This is a genomic window from Thalassospira sp. MCCC 1A01428 (genome assembly GCF_002115825.1).
Taxonomy (GTDB): domain Bacteria; phylum Pseudomonadota; class Alphaproteobacteria; order Rhodospirillales; family Thalassospiraceae; genus Thalassospira.
This window is the reverse complement of the sequence record NZ_JFJZ01000002.1, coordinates 42,479-58,386: the sequence shown is the minus strand read 5'-3', so window position 1 is coordinate 58,386 and position 15,908 is coordinate 42,479. Positions and strand designations below refer to the sequence as shown.

Annotated in this window: 15 protein-coding genes; 13 read left to right on the top strand and 2 right to left on the bottom strand. The window is 52.5% G+C overall.

What is annotated here, in order from left to right; genetic code table 11:
• The 6 genes from THS27_RS01855 (at nucleotide 1) to THS27_RS01830 (ending at nucleotide 5,720) form a co-directional block, all read left to right on the top strand.
• On the top strand, nucleotides 1–1,431 hold the full coding sequence (locus THS27_RS01855) for a LutB/LldF family L-lactate oxidation iron-sulfur protein (protein ID WP_085587324.1): 1,431 nt from the start codon (nucleotides 1–3) through the stop codon (nucleotides 1,429–1,431).
• Between the two features lie 14 nt (nucleotides 1,432–1,445).
• Nucleotides 1,446–2,162: an LUD domain-containing protein gene (locus THS27_RS01850; protein ID WP_085587323.1), complete on the top strand. Its 717-nt coding sequence runs from the start codon at nucleotides 1,446–1,448 to the stop codon at nucleotides 2,160–2,162.
• 198 nt (nucleotides 2,163–2,360) lie between these two features.
• Nucleotides 2,361–3,029 (top strand): Smr/MutS family protein, encoded by a 669-nt coding sequence (locus THS27_RS01845; RefSeq protein WP_085587322.1) that lies wholly within the window; start codon nucleotides 2,361–2,363, stop codon nucleotides 3,027–3,029.
• The gene (locus tag THS27_RS01840) at nucleotides 3,026–3,382 is read left to right on the top strand and encodes a helix-turn-helix domain-containing protein (RefSeq protein ID WP_085587321.1); all 357 of its coding nucleotides are present in this window, start codon (nucleotides 3,026–3,028) and stop codon (nucleotides 3,380–3,382) included. The genes THS27_RS01845 and THS27_RS01840 overlap by 4 nt, the downstream gene beginning before the upstream one ends.
• 261 nt (nucleotides 3,383–3,643) lie before the next feature.
• Nucleotides 3,644–4,909: a transcription termination factor Rho gene (gene rho, locus THS27_RS01835; protein ID WP_085587320.1), complete on the top strand. Its 1,266-nt coding sequence runs from the start codon at nucleotides 3,644–3,646 to the stop codon at nucleotides 4,907–4,909.
• Nucleotides 4,910–5,174: 265 nt separating this feature from the next.
• Nucleotides 5,175–5,720, top strand: a complete 546-nt coding sequence (locus tag THS27_RS01830) for an HD domain-containing protein (protein WP_085587319.1) — start codon at nucleotides 5,175–5,177, stop codon at nucleotides 5,718–5,720.
• 211 nt (nucleotides 5,721–5,931) lie between these two features.
• Here THS27_RS01830 and THS27_RS01825 read toward each other — a convergent pair whose 3' ends face one another.
• Nucleotides 5,932–6,429 (bottom strand): methylated-DNA--[protein]-cysteine S-methyltransferase, encoded by a 498-nt coding sequence (locus tag THS27_RS01825; protein ID WP_085587318.1) that lies wholly within the window; start codon nucleotides 6,427–6,429, stop codon nucleotides 5,932–5,934.
• A 113-nt stretch (nucleotides 6,430–6,542) separates the two neighbouring features.
• A complete protein-coding gene (locus THS27_RS01820; RefSeq protein WP_085587703.1) occupies nucleotides 6,543–8,594 on the bottom strand; it encodes a thioredoxin domain-containing protein in 2,052 nt (683 codons plus the stop codon).
• A 290-nt stretch (nucleotides 8,595–8,884) separates the two neighbouring features.
• Here THS27_RS01820 and THS27_RS01815 point away from each other — a divergent pair, with 290 nt between their 5' ends.
• The 7 genes from THS27_RS01815 (at nucleotide 8,885) to THS27_RS01785 (ending at nucleotide 15,879) form a co-directional block, all read left to right on the top strand.
• Nucleotides 8,885–9,133 carry a DUF6489 family protein gene (locus THS27_RS01815; protein ID WP_085587317.1) on the top strand — a complete coding sequence of 83 codons (249 nt, stop codon included), beginning with the start codon at nucleotides 8,885–8,887 and terminating at the stop codon, nucleotides 9,131–9,133.
• Between the two features lie 123 nt (nucleotides 9,134–9,256).
• Complete coding sequence (locus tag THS27_RS27700; RefSeq protein WP_349595064.1) at nucleotides 9,257–9,469, top strand: hypothetical protein; 213 nt, start codon at nucleotides 9,257–9,259, stop codon at nucleotides 9,467–9,469.
• Nucleotides 9,470–9,526: 57 nt separating this feature from the next.
• On the top strand, nucleotides 9,527–10,942 hold the full coding sequence (gene mnmE, locus THS27_RS01805) for a tRNA uridine-5-carboxymethylaminomethyl(34) synthesis GTPase MnmE (protein ID WP_246832795.1): 1,416 nt from the start codon (nucleotides 9,527–9,529) through the stop codon (nucleotides 10,940–10,942).
• A gap of 158 nt (nucleotides 10,943–11,100) precedes the next feature.
• Nucleotides 11,101–12,987 (top strand): tRNA uridine-5-carboxymethylaminomethyl(34) synthesis enzyme MnmG, encoded by a 1,887-nt coding sequence (gene mnmG / locus THS27_RS01800; RefSeq protein WP_085587315.1) that lies wholly within the window; start codon nucleotides 11,101–11,103, stop codon nucleotides 12,985–12,987.
• Between the two features lie 206 nt (nucleotides 12,988–13,193).
• Nucleotides 13,194–13,835 (top strand): 16S rRNA (guanine(527)-N(7))-methyltransferase RsmG, encoded by a 642-nt coding sequence (gene rsmG, locus THS27_RS01795; RefSeq protein WP_085587314.1) that lies wholly within the window; start codon nucleotides 13,194–13,196, stop codon nucleotides 13,833–13,835.
• Nucleotides 13,832–14,647: a ParA family protein gene (locus THS27_RS01790; RefSeq protein ID WP_085587313.1), complete on the top strand. Its 816-nt coding sequence runs from the start codon at nucleotides 13,832–13,834 to the stop codon at nucleotides 14,645–14,647. The genes rsmG and THS27_RS01790 overlap by 4 nt, the downstream gene beginning before the upstream one ends.
• Nucleotides 14,644–15,879, top strand: a complete 1,236-nt coding sequence (locus THS27_RS01785; RefSeq protein WP_085587312.1) for a ParB/RepB/Spo0J family partition protein — start codon at nucleotides 14,644–14,646, stop codon at nucleotides 15,877–15,879. The genes THS27_RS01790 and THS27_RS01785 overlap by 4 nt, the downstream gene beginning before the upstream one ends.
• The last annotated feature ends 29 nt before the right edge of the window (nucleotides 15,880–15,908 follow it).

Sequence of the window (15,908 nt, the reverse complement as noted above, 5' to 3'; positions counted from 1 at the left end):
ATGGAACATTCGACATCGCCCAATTTCAAACAAAACGCCCATGATGCTTTAAATGATGCCAGTTTGCAGCGTGCCCTTGGCCGTTTGAAAACCGGGTTCAAGGATAAACGCACCGCTGCCATTGCCCAATTGCCGGAATTTGAGCAACTGCGTGACGCCGCGCGCGATATTAAAAATCATACCCTGGCCAATCTGGACCATTATTTAACAGCGTTTGAAGCCAATGTGATTGCCAATGGCGGCCATGTGCACTGGTGTGCTGATGCCGAGGAAGCCCGGCAAACGGTTTTGAAAATTTGCCAGGATAAAGAAGCCAAATCGGTCCTTAAGGGCAAGTCAATGATTTCCGAGGAAATCGGCCTGAATGCCTTTTTGGAAAAGCAGGATTTGAAGGTCGTTGAAACCGATCTTGGCGAATATATCATTCAGCTGCGCAACGAACCACCAAGCCATATTATTGCCCCGGCCATTCACGTTCATAAGGAACAGGTGGCAGACAGTTTCCGTGAAACCCACAAAGGGCGCGATATTAACCGTCCGCTTGATGAACCGCGCGATTTGCTTGATGAAGCCCGCGAAGTGATGCGCGAGCATTTTTTTGCAGCCGATATTGGCATTACCGGCGCCAATTTTTTGATCGCGGAAACCGGGACGTCGGTGATTGTCACCAATGAAGGCAATGGCGATTTAACCCAGACGCTGTCCAAGGTGCATATCGCGATTGCCAGCCTGGAAAAGGTGGTGCCAACCCTTGAAGATGCTTCAACGATTTTGCGGGTTCTTGCCCGCTCGGCCACCGGGCAGGAAATGTCGTCTTATACTACATTTTCAACGGGTCCGCGCCGGGGCGAAGACCTTGACGGACCAGAAGAATATCATGTGATTTTGCTTGATAATGGCCGGTCCAACATGCTGGGCACCGAATTTCAGGAAATGTTGCGCTGTATTCGCTGTGCCGCCTGTATGAACCATTGTCCGGTTTACGGGGCGGTGGGCGGCCATGCTTATGGCTGGGTTTATCCGGGGCCGATGGGGTCGGTTCTAACACCGTCCCTTATCGGTGTGGACGAAGCCGGGCATTTGCCCAATGCATCGACTTTTTGTGGCAAATGCGAAGAAGTATGCCCGATGCGCATTCCTTTGCCAAAAATGATGCGCCATTGGCGCGAACGCGAATTTGAAAAACATTTGGGTCCGCAATCAATGCGGTTCGGCATTCAGGCCTGGGCCTGGATGGCCAGCCGACCAAAATTGTATCAGCTTACCACCGGTTTTGCCGCCAAAGTTCTAAAATCAATGGGGGGCCGCAAGCGCGCCATTCATAAATTGCCGCTGGCGCGTGGCTGGACTGACATTCGCGATTTGCCAGCCCCGCAGGGTAAAACATTCAAACAGCTTTGGGCGGAACAGCAAGCCGCGAAAAAAGCCTGATCCCGGAGCCGTAAATGAACCAGTCATCATCGTCATCGCGAAATGCCATTTTAGGGCGGATTCGCAAAAATCTGGGCCGCGATACTAGCCCGCAGGATGCCCCGGCCGAGGTTGTTGCCCGGCTTGGCAACCCGCCACGCAACATTACGCCCGCCCGCGCGCAAATCCCCCATGACCAGCAATTGGACCTGTTTGTCAAAATGGCCGGGGATGTGAATGCCAGTGTTAGCCGGATTGAAAATAGCGAGGCTATTGTGGGCGAGGTTTCGCGATATCTTGCCGAGCATAACCAGCCCGCGGTGGTGCGCCTGGCACCGGACTCGTTTATTACCGGGCTGGACTGGGATAAGACGACGCTGGAAATATCGTCTGGCGTTGCCGGGCCGCTGGATCTGGTGAGTGTGACGCCGGCTTTTGCGGGTGTGGCAGAAACCGGCAGCCTGATGCTGCGATCCGGGCCGGATCAGCCCTATACGCTTAATATGCTGCCCGATACCCATATCGTTGTGATTCGCGCCAGCCAGATTGTGGGCACTTATGAAGAAGTGTGGGGGTTGCAACGGCAAAGTCAGGGCCGGGGGACAATGCCCCGTACATTTTTGTGGGTGACTGGCCCATCACGTACCGGTGATATTGAACAGACTTTGCAGTTGGGGGCGCATGGCCCGCGCCGCCTGCATATTATTCTGGTTGATGATACTGGTGAGACGCCCGTTGCCCAGCCTGATTAATTTGTGAAAACGGGCAGTTGGCGCGGAATTGATGCATATGTCGCGTGGGTAATTTTATCAAATCATGAAAACCGGTGGCTCTGCCTGCCGGTTTTTTTGATGATCTATGCCGTTTTGACCTGATTTTTGGTCAATTTCGTATGATTTTACTGTTTCCCGGCGGTGCATTTTTAAAACAATGCGGCTATATGTTAGCCGATGACAGATCGCAAGAACCACCGAAAGCGCCGTAACGTAACTGAGTCGGAAAAAGCCCTATGGCAGGCTTTTACCCGTGATGTTGCGCCTTTGCGTGCGCGCCGCAAGGGGTTAAGCGATGAAGATGCCAGCGCGTTTGCAGATGCAGTAGGGACAGAAGCCACGATAACGGGGGGCGAAACGGCTTTGCCGCCAACTGCCTCGCTAGGCGAGGAAATTGCCCGGTCTGAAGCAACCCGTTTGGCGCGTAATTTGCCATCTGCCCGCGATGCCGATCGGAAACCCGGTGCCCGGGCCAAAGGCCTGGAAGACTTGCAAACTGGCAAAACGGCCGGAATTGACAAATCGACTGCCGATAAATTCAAAAAAGGCCGCATGGCGATTGAAGGTCGGATCGATTTGCATGGTATGACCCAGGAGGTGGCGCACCATGCCCTTAATGCGTTTATTGAAAGCGCCTGGCGTAGTGATAAACGGTGTGTGCTGGTGATTACGGGTAAAGGCAGCCGGGCTGATGAATATGGCCGGACCGGTTTGTTGAGGCAACGATTGCCGCAATGGCTAAGCGCGCCGCGTCTGCGCCCGCATATATTGGCGGTAAGCCAGGCGCAGATCGGGCATGGCGGGGCAGGTGCCTTTTATGTTTTGTTGAAACGGAGACGCGTGTGACACCTTTTGGCAATCGCATTCGCGAATTGCGAACGCGCCAGAATGTAACCCTGACAGAAATGGCAAATGCGCTGCAATTGTCGCCTGCCTATTTGTCTGCATTGGAGCATGGGCACCGCGGCCGACCAAGCCCGGGGCTGGTTCAGCAAATTTGTGGTTATTTTAATTTGATTTGGGATGAAGTCGATGAGATAAAGCGTCTGGCGCAATTGTCTCATCCCAAAGTGACAGTTGATACCGCTGGCCTTGAACCTGCTGCGACGGAGCTTGCCAATCTGCTGGCCGAACGTATTGCGGGATTAAATCAGGATCAATTGACGCGAATCTTGCGAATTGTGCAGGAACGCGGTTGAAAAAGCCTGCCAGTGTGACCTCAATCACAATGACGGTGGCCGTTTGGACCAAACCGGTTTGACTAATTGTCGGATCGGCGTTATCTGTTTCTCATGTTTCGTCACTCTTGCACGAAACATTCCTACCTTAAGCAATCAGCGGTTTATTTTCGGTATTTTAACGTCGTGTTCTTTAATGCGGCATAGAAAACTGCACTCAAAAATCGCCCCTCCTGACCTATTCGCCCTTTCCCCGGCAATCACAGATCATCATACGCACATATGCATCTCCAGGACCTGAAACTTAAATCTCCGACCGAGCTTCTTGCCCTTTCGGAAGAGCTCGAAATCGAAAATGCCAGCACCTTGCGCAAGCAGGAGCTGATGTTTGCCATTCTCAAGCAGCTTGCAGAGAACGACCACGCTATTTATGGCGAGGGTGTCCTGGAAGTATTGCCCGATGGCTTCGGCTTTTTGCGGAGCCCGGAAGCCAACTATCTGGCTGGACCGGATGATATTTATGTCTCGCCAAGCCAGGTTCGCCGATTTGGCCTGCGTACCGGTGATACTGTGGAAGGACAAATTCGCTCGCCCAAGGAAGGTGAACGTTATTTTGCCCTGTTAAAAGTCGACAAGGTCAATTTTGATGCGCCGGAAAAAGTCCGTCATCGCATCAATTTCGATAACCTGACCCCGCTTTACCCGGATCAGCCCCTGAAAATGGAGCGCAATCTGGACCAGGACGGCAATAACAGGGACATCACCAACCGGGTGATCGAACTTGTGTCGCCATTGGGTAAAGGCCAGCGCGCCCTGATCGTGGCACCGCCGCGCACCGGTAAAACCGTGATGCTGCAAAATATTGCCCATGCGATCGAGGAAAACCATCCGGAAGCCTATCTGATCGTTCTTCTGATTGATGAACGCCCGGAAGAAGTGACTGACATGGACCGTTCGGTAAAAGGCGAAGTGATCAGTTCGACCTTTGACGAACCGGCGCAGCGTCACGTTCAGGTGACGGAAATGGTGCTGGAAAAGGCCAAGCGTCTGGTCGAACACAAGCATGATGTTGTCATCCTGCTCGACTCGATCACCCGTCTGGCGCGTGCATACAACACCGTTGTCCCAAGCTCAGGCAAGGTTTTGACCGGTGGTGTGGATGCAAATGCCCTGCAGCGCCCGAAACGCTTCTTTGGTGCCGCTCGTAATATCGAAGAGGGTGGCTCGCTGACCATCATCGCAACCGCGCTGATCGATACCGGTTCGCGTATGGATGAAGTCATCTTTGAAGAATTCAAGGGTACGGGTAACTCCGAACTTATTCTTGATCGGAAACTGGCTGACAAGCGTATCTTCCCGGCGATTGATATCCTTAAATCGGGTACCCGTAAGGAAGAATTGCTGGTTGGCAAAAGCGAGCTTTCCAAAATGTGGGTTCTGCGCCGTATCCTCAACCCGATGGGGCCGCAGGACGCGATGGAATTCCTGCTTGGTAAACTTAAATCGACCAAGAATAACGATGATTTCTTCGATTCGATGAACGGATAAAACGTTGTTGTCGGAATATCTGGTATATTGATCCAGGCAGATTAGAACGGAGTCTTCATCGGGCTCCGTTTTTTTTGTGTTCATGTTGGCAAGAAATGTTTCACGGGAAACATTTGGGCGATACTTCGCCGTTTTACCGCTTCATCTTTAACAGGGCAGGGGGGGGCGATGCTGGTATTGAACCGGATATGGGTGGATCGGGACTTGCAGCTTTTGCCAAGGCATGGGACGCTGTGATTAATTATTCACAATGACCGTCAGGAACATGCAGCTTCTTTTAAAATCTGTCGATTTTGCCGCCCGTGCCCATCGTGATCAACGCCGCAAGGGACCTGCCCGGGAACCCTATATTAATCATCCGATTGAAGTTTCGCGTTTAATTGTCGAATGCGAACCAGACACCGCCGAAGATGTATTATGTGCGGCCATATTGCATGACGTGATCGAGGATTGCGGTGCAACGCACGGTGAAATTGCCTCCTGCTTTAATGAAAATATTGCCAATATCGTTTTGGAGGTGAGCGACGACAAAGCATTGCCCCGCGACGAGCGCAAGGCAATGCAAATTAAGCAGGCACCGGAACTGAGCAATGATGCAAAGCTGGTGCGTTTGGCCGATAAAATTGCGAATGTCGGGGCAATGTTGACCGACACCCCGCTAGGTTGGGACCAAAGCCAGATTTTAGGATATGTCGATTGGGCGGAAGCTGTTGTTACCCCGTGCCGCGCTGTAAGCCAGAACTTAAGTGACCGTTTTGATGCGATCAGCCGTGACGTTCGTGCCTGGCACGCCAGTAATGGCGGAGCCTGATTTTTAAAAGCTGGATTTTCGCCGGGTATCATAACGACAGCGAGGTAGCCCGCCGATAAGGAAGGGATATAGATTGTGGCGAAGCCGGAAAATCACAAAATTTGTGATGAAAATAGATATATGCATTTGATCAATTTTCAAAAATATACCTGACTTTTACGGGTTATTTTGAAAATTAAGATATTATCTTCAGCCTAAAAGTATAGTCCAATCAAAGATCAAGTTCTGTTTGATTGCGGGTTTTTGAAGCAGGGTACAAGTCAACGCCTTCAAGTTTCAGCAATATTTCCTTGGTTTCCAGGCCACCGTCACCCGAATATCCGCCCGGTTTGCCACCGGTGGCAAGGACGCGATGGCAGGGAATCACGATTGGGATAGGGTTTTTACCGCAGGCCATGCCAACAGCGCGAAATCCCTTTGGGGAGCCTGCGGCGCGGGCGAGGTCCTGATACGTGGCTGTTTGTCCTAGCGGAATTTCGCACATGGCAGCCCATACAGCGGCCTGAAAAGCTGTTCCACCAGGTGCGAGTGGCAAGTCAAAGCGGTCCAGCTTGCGGGCGAAATAGGCGTTAATTTGTGACTTTGCTTCGTTAAGTACCGGGCTTGGCTCCATATCTTCGACAAACCCCCAGTCCAGCGACACAATCTGATCGTCAAATTCAAAAATTGTCAGCGCGCCAACAGGGCTGTTGAAGGATATCTGTGGCATTGTTCTGGCTCCTGTTGGCGGAAAATATCGGCATTAAAACCACGTTCAATTGCTTTATATGCCGTTTTTATCCTTTGTGTCGCAAGGTTAATTGGTGAAAAGGAGGCTGTCTCTCAGGCCGGATCTTCGCCCTTTGCAATTTCATCAAGATACTTGGCCAGTGCATCGATATCGGTAATCGGGGCGGAGCATACGGGACCGCGACAAATATAGGCGGTTGCCTTGCCATTTATGCGGGTTTTGCCAAAAGCAGGATGGTTTTGGGGAAGGTCATGCTCGTCGCCCAGAATTGTGAGCGCCCGGTTAGGCAGGTAGGTGGCAAAAACGGCCCGGCGCATGGCGTATAATTCTGCGCTGCCAATAGATGCGAGAATAACAATTTGTACTGTATTTTGCAGCATTTCCGCGCCGAGCAACAGGCCCGGCATGGAGGGAAACTGGTCACGCAGACGGCCACCAAAGCAGGCCAGGGTCGTTTCGGCGCGTGTTTGATACCGCTGGTCACCGGTTAGTGCATAAAGCCTGGCAAGGTTTTGCACCATAATGCCATTGCCCGAGGGAACAGCGCCATCTGTAGCCGGTTTGCTGCGTACGACCAGGTCGTTGCTGTTGGCGGCAGATTGAAAATATCCACCTTGTTTATGGTCGACAAACTGGTTTTCCACCTGTTCGGCCCAGCTGATGGCATCGCGCAGATAGGATGCAGAACCTGAAATTTCAAAAAGTCGCAAGGCGGCGCGAATCATATGGGCATAATCTTCGAGCATACCGGCATGTTGCGCCCGGCCGGCCCGATAGCTGTGCAATAACGTATCGTTGTTGCCAAGGGTTTTTCGGATGAAATTATAGGCCAGTTTGGCGTAATCCAGCCATTCGGAACGCCGAAACGTCATTGCGGCTTCGCACAGGGCTGCAATTGCCATCGCATTCCAGTCAGTCAGAACCTTGTCATCCCACCCCGGGCGGATGCGTTTGTCACGGCTTGCCAGCAAGGTTTGGCGCATATTGGAAAGGGCTGCTTCGGCGTCATGGTCTGCCAGTGTCAAGCCTGATGAAGTGCGATTCAGGATGGTGTGGCCTTCCCAGTTGCCTGCCGGTGTAACATCGTAATAACGATTAAACAGGCTTACACCTGCGGTGTTTAACAAACCGGAGATTTCGGATGCGTTCCAGACATAAAATTTGCCTTCTTCGCCTTCGCTGTCCGCGTCAAGGCTGGCGCCAAACGCCCCGCCGGAAACCCGCATTTCGCGCAGGATCCAGTCGATGGTTTCTTCTATCCGTTGGGCATAAAGCGGATTGGCAGTGACACGCCAGGCATCGCACAGCATTTCGATCAGCAAGGCATTGTCATAGAGCATCTTTTCAAAATGCGGCACCAGCCATTGGTCATCGACACTATAGCGGGCATAACCGCCGCCCAGATGGTCATAAATGCCGCCCTGTGACATGCGATCCAGCGTCAGAGTGACGGCATTTTGAAGGTTTTCGTCGCGGGTGCGTGCCGCTGTTCGCCATAAAAATGCCAGCAGCGTGGGTTGGGGGAATTTGGGAGCACCTTTGGTACCGCCATTTTCCAGATCCATTAATTGCAGGCAGCTTTTGCCAAATTCGTCAATCGTTTCAAGCAGGGGTACATCGCCACTTCGTGCCGTATTCATACGCATCAGGGCTGTATTTATCTGCTTGACGTTATGGGCGACGTTTTCGGGTTCGCTGTTATAGATATTGGCAATGGAATTTAAAACATCGTCAAATCCCGGCCGACCGTATTTGGCGTGCTTGGGGAAATAGGTTCCGCCCCAAAAGGGTTCACCTTTGGGGGTGAGAAACATGGTTAGCGGCCAGCCACCCTGTTGGCCCAGTAACGCCAGTGCGTTTTGATACAGGGCATCAAGGTCCGGGCGTTCTTCGCGGTCAAGTTTGATATTGATGAACAGATCGTTCATCAGCGCGGCGATTTCGGGATCCTCGAAACTTTCATGGGCCATAACGTGGCACCAATGGCAGGCGGCATAACCCACCGATAATAAAACGGGTTTGTTTGCGGCCTGTGCGGCGGCAAGCACCTGTTCAGACCATGGTTGCCAATGGACCGGATTTGTCTGGTGTTGCAAAAGATAGGGGCTGGTTTCCTGACCCAGATTGTTGCGTCCAAAATCCATAATCACATGCTGTCCCAAGCTGGTTTGATTGCGTTCAGGGTTGCCCTTCAGTGTGGCGTCGATAGGGCACCGCCACATTGAAAAAGGTAAATTCGCAAATTCTTATTTTCATAAAATAGGGTCAAAACTATTGAAAAGAAAGGAAAATGCTTTGCACAATTGCCATATAAAGGAAATGCGACGAAGATGGGCCAGGGATAAAGTCTGGCAATAGCAAAAAAGTGCCGTTTTCAGCTTTTGTAAACGGCCATTGTCATAAAATAAAAACGGGTCAGTCAGGAGGTTTGGTTATGAAAATTTCAGTTGATATCGATTGCAGTCCGGAAGAGTTACGCACATTTTTCGGATTGCCCGATGTCCAGCCGATGCAGCAGGCCCTGATGAAGGAAATTGAAGACCGGATGAAGGCCAATCTGCAGGCGATGGACCCGGAAACCATGTTAAAAACATGGTTGCCGCAGGGAATGCAAAACTGGGAACAGATGCAAAAGGCATTCTGGAACCAGTTTAACAATGGTGGCCCCATGAAGAAGGATTGACCGGACTTGAGTGATACAGAACATTTTTATCAGTCCCATATTTTTGTGTGTCAAAATGAGCGGCCAGAGGGGCATCCACGTGGATGTTGTCAGGCTGCAGGAGCAACCCGGCTGCGCAATTATATGAAGGTTCGGGTTAAGGAACTGGGATTACCTGAAACCAGGGTCAACACGGCCGGTTGCCTGGACCGTTGCGAACTGGGACCGGTAATGGTGATTTATCCTCAGGGAACCTGGTACCACTATGAAAATCAGGATGACATCGAGGAAATTCTTCAAACACATTTGATAGAAGGCCGGGTGGTTGAACGATTGCAATTGCAACCTGATCAGTAAGATTTAACAAAGGCCGCCAAACAGGCGGCCATTTTTTACACTGCCAGGATACGGAATATGGTTTTGCACGGTCCTACCCCCATGATTGATACGATATTTGCCCTGTCTAGCGGTGCAGGCCGGGCAGGCGTTGCGGTTATACGCCTGTCGGGTCCGCAATCACTGCCGGTCTTATGTGCGCTGTTGGGCCGTAAAACGCCGCCCAAACCGCGTGTGGCGGTGTATGCGCCCATCGCCGACCCGCAGAGTGGTGAACGGCTGGACGATGCCATTGCCCTGTATTTTGCAAGCCCGGCCAGTTTTACCGGTGAAGATGTGGTGGAACTGCATGTGCATGGCGGGCGGGCGGTGATCGAGGGCGTGCTGGAATGCCTTGGTCGTCAGCCCGGTTTGCGATTGGCAGAGCCGGGGGAATATAGCCGCCGTGCCTTTCAGAACGGTAAAATGGACCTGACGGAAGCCGAAGGCATTGCCGATTTGATTGATGCCGAAACCGCAGCACAGCGTCGCCAGGCCGTACGGCAAATGGCTGGGGAACTGGGCCGGCTTTACGAAGACTGGCGCTTGCGCCTGATGCGGGCTCTTGCCCATATCGAAGCTGATATTGACTTTCCCGACGAAGATCTGCCCGACGGTATTGTTGCGGTGCTGCGCGGCGATCTGGATCGGATCGGCGGGGAAATTGCTGCCCACCTGGCCGATAACCGGCGCGGAGAGCGGCTGCGTGAAGGGTTTCAGATTGTTATTCTTGGTGCACCCAATGCTGGAAAATCAAGCCTGTTAAACCGGCTGGCCCGGCGTGATGCGGCAATTGTTTCTGACATTGCCGGCACTACGCGTGATGCGATTGAAATCCATCTTGATTTGGGCGGGTTCCCGGTGACGATGGTCGATACGGCGGGCCTGCGCGAAACCGGCGATGCGATTGAAACCGAAGGCGTGCGCCGGGCAACCCAGCGGGCGGAAAATGCCGATCTTAGGCTGGTCGTTATTGACCGTGCCGATTGGCCAAATATCGATGCCGAAGCCGCACGGTTGCTTGATTGCAACACCGTTATTCTGATTAACAAGGCGGATCAGGATGGGGAGGTTATCGCCGCCGCCCCGTTACATGATCAGCCGTCCGGACGTGTATGGTCGGGTGTGGACTCCTCAGGGCCGGCGCTGGAGCTACCGGTTTTGGCGATATCGGCTATGACCGGGGCGGGGATGGAAAGTCTCTTGCAACTGCTGGAAAGTCGCGTAAAAGAGGGGCTCGATTTTGCCGGGCCTGTCCCGCTGACGCGAATGCGTCATCGTCGCGCCCTTGAACAGGCGCTGTCCCATCTTCAACGGGGCTTGGGGACCGATATTGCCGAACTGGCTGCCGAGGATATTCGCCTGGCAGTGCGGGAAATCGGAAAGATTACCGGACGTGTAGATGTTGAAGATTTGCTCGATATCATCTTTGGTGATTTCTGCATTGGTAAATAGTTATCTGGCAATAGGTTTAATTGAATATGTTTCACGTGAAACAGTACCGATTCCGATGCCGGGATAATGCCCGATTAAGTTGACCGTAAAAGCAATCCGGGAAATTCGTCCTGGGGGTTGCGTCGCTAGAAACCGCCCGTTGCGGGCATGAGGAACTGATGTCACAGAACCGTTTTGATGTGATTGTGGTCGGTGGTGGCCACGCCGGATGTGAGGCTGCGGCTGCCGCTGCACGCATGGGGGCGCAAACCGCCCTGATCACACATCGTGCTGATCGTATTGGCGAAATGTCTTGTAACCCGGCGATTGGCGGGTTGGGCAAGGGCCATATGGTGCGCGAGGTCGATGCGCTTGACGGCGTGATGGGCCGCGCCATTGATCGTGCCGGTATTCAGTTTCGGATGCTTAATCGCTCCAAGGGGCCAGCCGTACGGGGCCCGCGTGCGCAGGCCGACCGTAAGCTGTATCGCAATGCTGTACAGGATATTCTGGCCGAGCAGGAAAACCTGACGGTTATTGAAGCTGCGGTTGAAGATTTGGTTATTGATGAAAATAACCGGGTCGGTGGCGTTATAACCGGCGAGGGAGCGCAGTATCTGGCCGGGGCGGTTGTATTGACGACCGGAACGTTTTTACGCGGCATTATTCATATTGGCGAAGAAACCATGGCGGCGGGCCGTATGGGCGATGCCCCGTCTATGGGATTGTCCGATACGCTGGCCAAATACGAATTTGCTTTGGGTCGCCTAAAAACCGGAACGCCGGCCCGGCTGGATGGCCGCACGATTGAGTGGCAGCGGTTAATTGAACAGCCTGGCGATAACCCGCCAGAGCCGTTTTCATTCTTGAATGACACGATCACGGTGCCGCAGATTTCGTGTTATATGACGCATACCACCGAAGAAACGCACAAGATCATTCGCGATAATCTTCATCGTGCGCCCATGTATAGCGGCCAGATCAGCAGCAGCGGCCCGCGCTATTGCCCGTCGATCGAGGATAAGGTGGTTCGATTTGCCGATAAATCCGAGCACCAGATTTTCCTTGAACCCGAAGGGCTGGATGATCCGACGGTGTATCCCAACGGGATTTCAACATCGCTGCCAAAGGATGTTCAGCTGGCATTGTTGGCCAGTATCCCCGGGTTGGAAAAGGTCGAAATTTTCCGCCCCGGTTATGCGGTGGAATATGATTTTGTCGACCCGCGCGAGCTACGCCATACGCTTGAAACCAAGAAAGTTGCCGGGTTGTTTTTCGCCGGGCAAATCAACGGTACTACGGGCTATGAAGAGGCCGCAGGGCAGGGATTGATCGCCGGCGTGAATGCGGCCTTGGTCGCCGATGGTGGCGAACAGCAATTTGTTCTCGACCGGGCTGATGCTTATATCGGTGTGATGATTGACGATCTGGTGACCCAGGGCACGCGCGAGCCTTACCGTATGTTTACCTCCCGCGCGGAATACCGCTTGATGTTGCGGGCCGACAATGCCGACCAGCGTTTGACCGGGTTGGGCATGGCTGTTGGCTGTGTCGCATCGGCCCGTCAAAATGCCTGGACGGATAAACGCGATGCCTTGGCGTCGGCCAAGCAGCGGATTGGCGATTTGGCTGAAACCCCTAATCAGCTGGTCAAACACGGGATCAGGGTTAATCAGGATGGTGTGCGCCGTAGTGCCTTTGACCTGCTGGCATACCCGGATATTTCCTATGATCAGCTTGCCGATGTTTGGCCGGAGCTTCGTGATGTTGCTCCGGCGATCCGCGAGCAGCTTGCCATTGATGCACAATATAAAGGTTATCTTGATCGTCAGGCAGCGGATGTGGCGGCATTTCGTCGCGACGAAGAGCTGCGCTTGCCGCGCAATCTGGATTATGGCCGGGTTGGTGGATTGTCGACCGAGATCAGGTTGAAGCTTCAGCAGATCATGCCAGAAACCATTGGCGCTGCGTCACGCATTCCGGGTGTTACCCCGGCGGCGGTGACCGCTTTGTTAGGGCATATCCGGTCGCATCGTCATCAGACAATCAATCAAAAATCTGCCTGATCGTGTAGACGGCCGTTGGAGTAGGGAGATCTCTCTATCTATCAACTGTTATTGAAAACGATTTTAGGTATAAATTTTGGCTGCCAATGTTTCACGTGAAACATTGGCAGCTTTTTTTTCAAAAAAATTTGGAAATAAATGCATTAAACCGATGTTTGGCAAAAACAACGCTGGCGTGGTGATCAATCCAGTTTTATAAGAAATTTATGCAAGCAAACACAGAATCTGTCAAAAAATGGTTTGAGACTGAACTTCATGTTTCACGTGAAACACTGTCTCGCCTGGAGCATTATGCCGATCTGGTCGTGAAGTGGCAGCCGAGTATTAATATTGTAGGCGCCAGCACGGCCGAAGACGTTTGGGCACGTCATTTACAGGACTCGGCACAAATTTGGCCGCATCTTGCCGATATTGCCCAAAAACCCGATACAAAAATTGTTGATTTTGGCTCCGGTGCCGGATTTCCGGGGGTGGTTTTGTCCATTTTGGGTGCAAACCATGTGACCATGATGGAGAGCGTTACCAAAAAAACGGTCTTTTTGACCGAGGCCTGCCGGGTTGGTGGATGCCTGGATAAGACCCGTGTCGCCCGAGAGCGAATCGAAGCCGCAAAGCCCGAAAATGCCGATATTATTACCGCCCGGGCTTTTGCGCCTTTGCCTAAATTGCTGGAAATGGGGCAGCGCCATTTAAAACCAGGCGGAAAATATGTGCTGCTAAAAGGACGTGCCTTTGAAAGTGAACTGGCCGATGCGCGGGACGCCGGATGGCGTTTTTCTGTAACAACCTTTCCGGGGCTTGTTGATCCGGAGGGCGTGGTGATGATTCTTGAGGGAGTAGAGCGATGACAGATGTGATTGACTTGCCCGTAAATACGGGCGGTAGACGCCCTCGTATTATCGCCATTGCCAACCAGAAAGGCGGGGTGGGTAAAACAACGACCACCATCAATCTGGCAACGGCGCTGGCGGCTGTCGATCAGCGTGTTCTGATTGTTGATCTTGACCCGCAGGGCAACGCCAGCACCGGTTTGGGCTTACGACCGTCGGAACGCGATATCAGTTCTTATGATGTGCTGATCAATGGGGCCAGCTTAATGGAAGCCCGTCGACCGACGGCGATTCCGCGCCTGAATATTGTGCCGTCCGGCATGGATTTGTCCGGCGCCGAGATTGAATTGGTCGATTTTGAACGCCGGGAAATGCAGCTTAAGGAATCGTTGTCGCGTTTGCCGCAAGACGTTGATTATGTATTGATCGATTGTCCGCCATCTTTGGGATTGTTGACGCTTAATGCGCTGGTGGCATCTGATGCCGTTTTGGTGCCGTTGCAGTGCGAATTTTTTGCGCTGGAAGGGATCAGCCATCTGGTGCGGACCATCAAACGGGTGAAAAAGGCCTTTAATCCCAAGCTGGAAATTCAGGGCATCGTGTTGACCATGTATGACAAGCGCAATAATTTGTCGGCTCAGGTTGCCAATGACGTGCGGGATTATTTTGGTGATGTGGTTTATAAAACCGTCATTCCGCGGAATGTGCGGGTTTCCGAAGCACCCAGCCATGGGGCACCAGTTCTTGTTTATGATATCAAATGCCCCGGTTCAAAGGCGTATCTGAATTTGGCAAGCGAAGTCCTGAAACGCGAAGGAGTGAAGGCATGAGTGAAGCAAAAAAACGCGGTTTGGGACGAGGGCTTTCGGCGTTATTGGGCGAAGAAGACGAGGAAGTTGGCGCTGCGGTAAGTGGTGGTAATGTTGCGGGTTCGTCCGACGTGGCACATCCTGGTCCTGGCGGGACGACGCAGCTGGTCGCGATTAGTGACCTGGCACCATCACCATTCCAGCCACGCAGTAATTTCGATGACGAGGCCATTGATGATCTGGCGGCGTCGATCCGGCAAAAAGGGATTATTCAGCCAATTCTGGTGCGGGCATCGTCGACCGGCGCAACAGTTTACGAAATTATCGCGGGTGAACGGCGTTGGCGTGCGGCTCAACGAGCCCAGTTACACGAAGTACCGGTCCTGGTGCGGGAATTTGACGACCGCGAAACGGCAGAAATTGCCCTGATTGAAAACCTGCAACGGCAGGATTTGTCGGCTCTGGAAGAGGCCGAAGGTTATAACCGGTTAATGGCGGAATTTTCGCATACCCAGGAAGCCCTGGGGCAGGCACTGGGTAAAAGTCGCAGCCACATTGCCAATAGCTTGCGGCTTTTGTCTTTGCCGTCGCCGATTAAACAGATGTTATCTGACAAGGTATTAAGCGCAGGGCATGCACGGGCATTGCTAGGTGCAGATAATGCCGTAGAGTTGGCAACCCAGATTGTTAAAAAAGGTTTGAATGTTCGTCAGACCGAAAAGCTGGTTAAGACCGATGGTGGCAAGGCATCGCGACCCAAGCGGGAAAAAGGTGCGTCCGGCCCGCAAAAAGATCCGGATACTGTGTCGCTGGAACGAGACCTCAGCAATATGCTGGGATTGGCGGTTAGCATTGATTTTGACGGAGCGGGTGGCCGTTTGACCGTACGTTATGACACGCTTGAACAACTTGATGATATTCTTCAGCGGTTAACGCATGGGCGCGCTGATAGTGTGACGGCAGAGGACGGTACTAACATGTCTGACGCCTCGGATGCTGGCGAAAATGAATTTGACTCGATGTTCATGGACGACTCGGCTGATATCGACGAAAATAACCATGCGGACGAAGATATTACAAAGGAGCTGGAGTCGATTGCTGACACGTCGGGCATCATGCTTGATTTAAGCAAGGACGAGGATGACAGCGATCGTCAAACAGCACCGGAAGCAGATGCTCCGATGTCTCGTGAAGAAGTTGACGATGACGTTTTAGCTGATGTTATTGCAGAAGAGGATAACGAGCGTCGATAATTGCAACGACAGAACGTTAAATGCTGCAC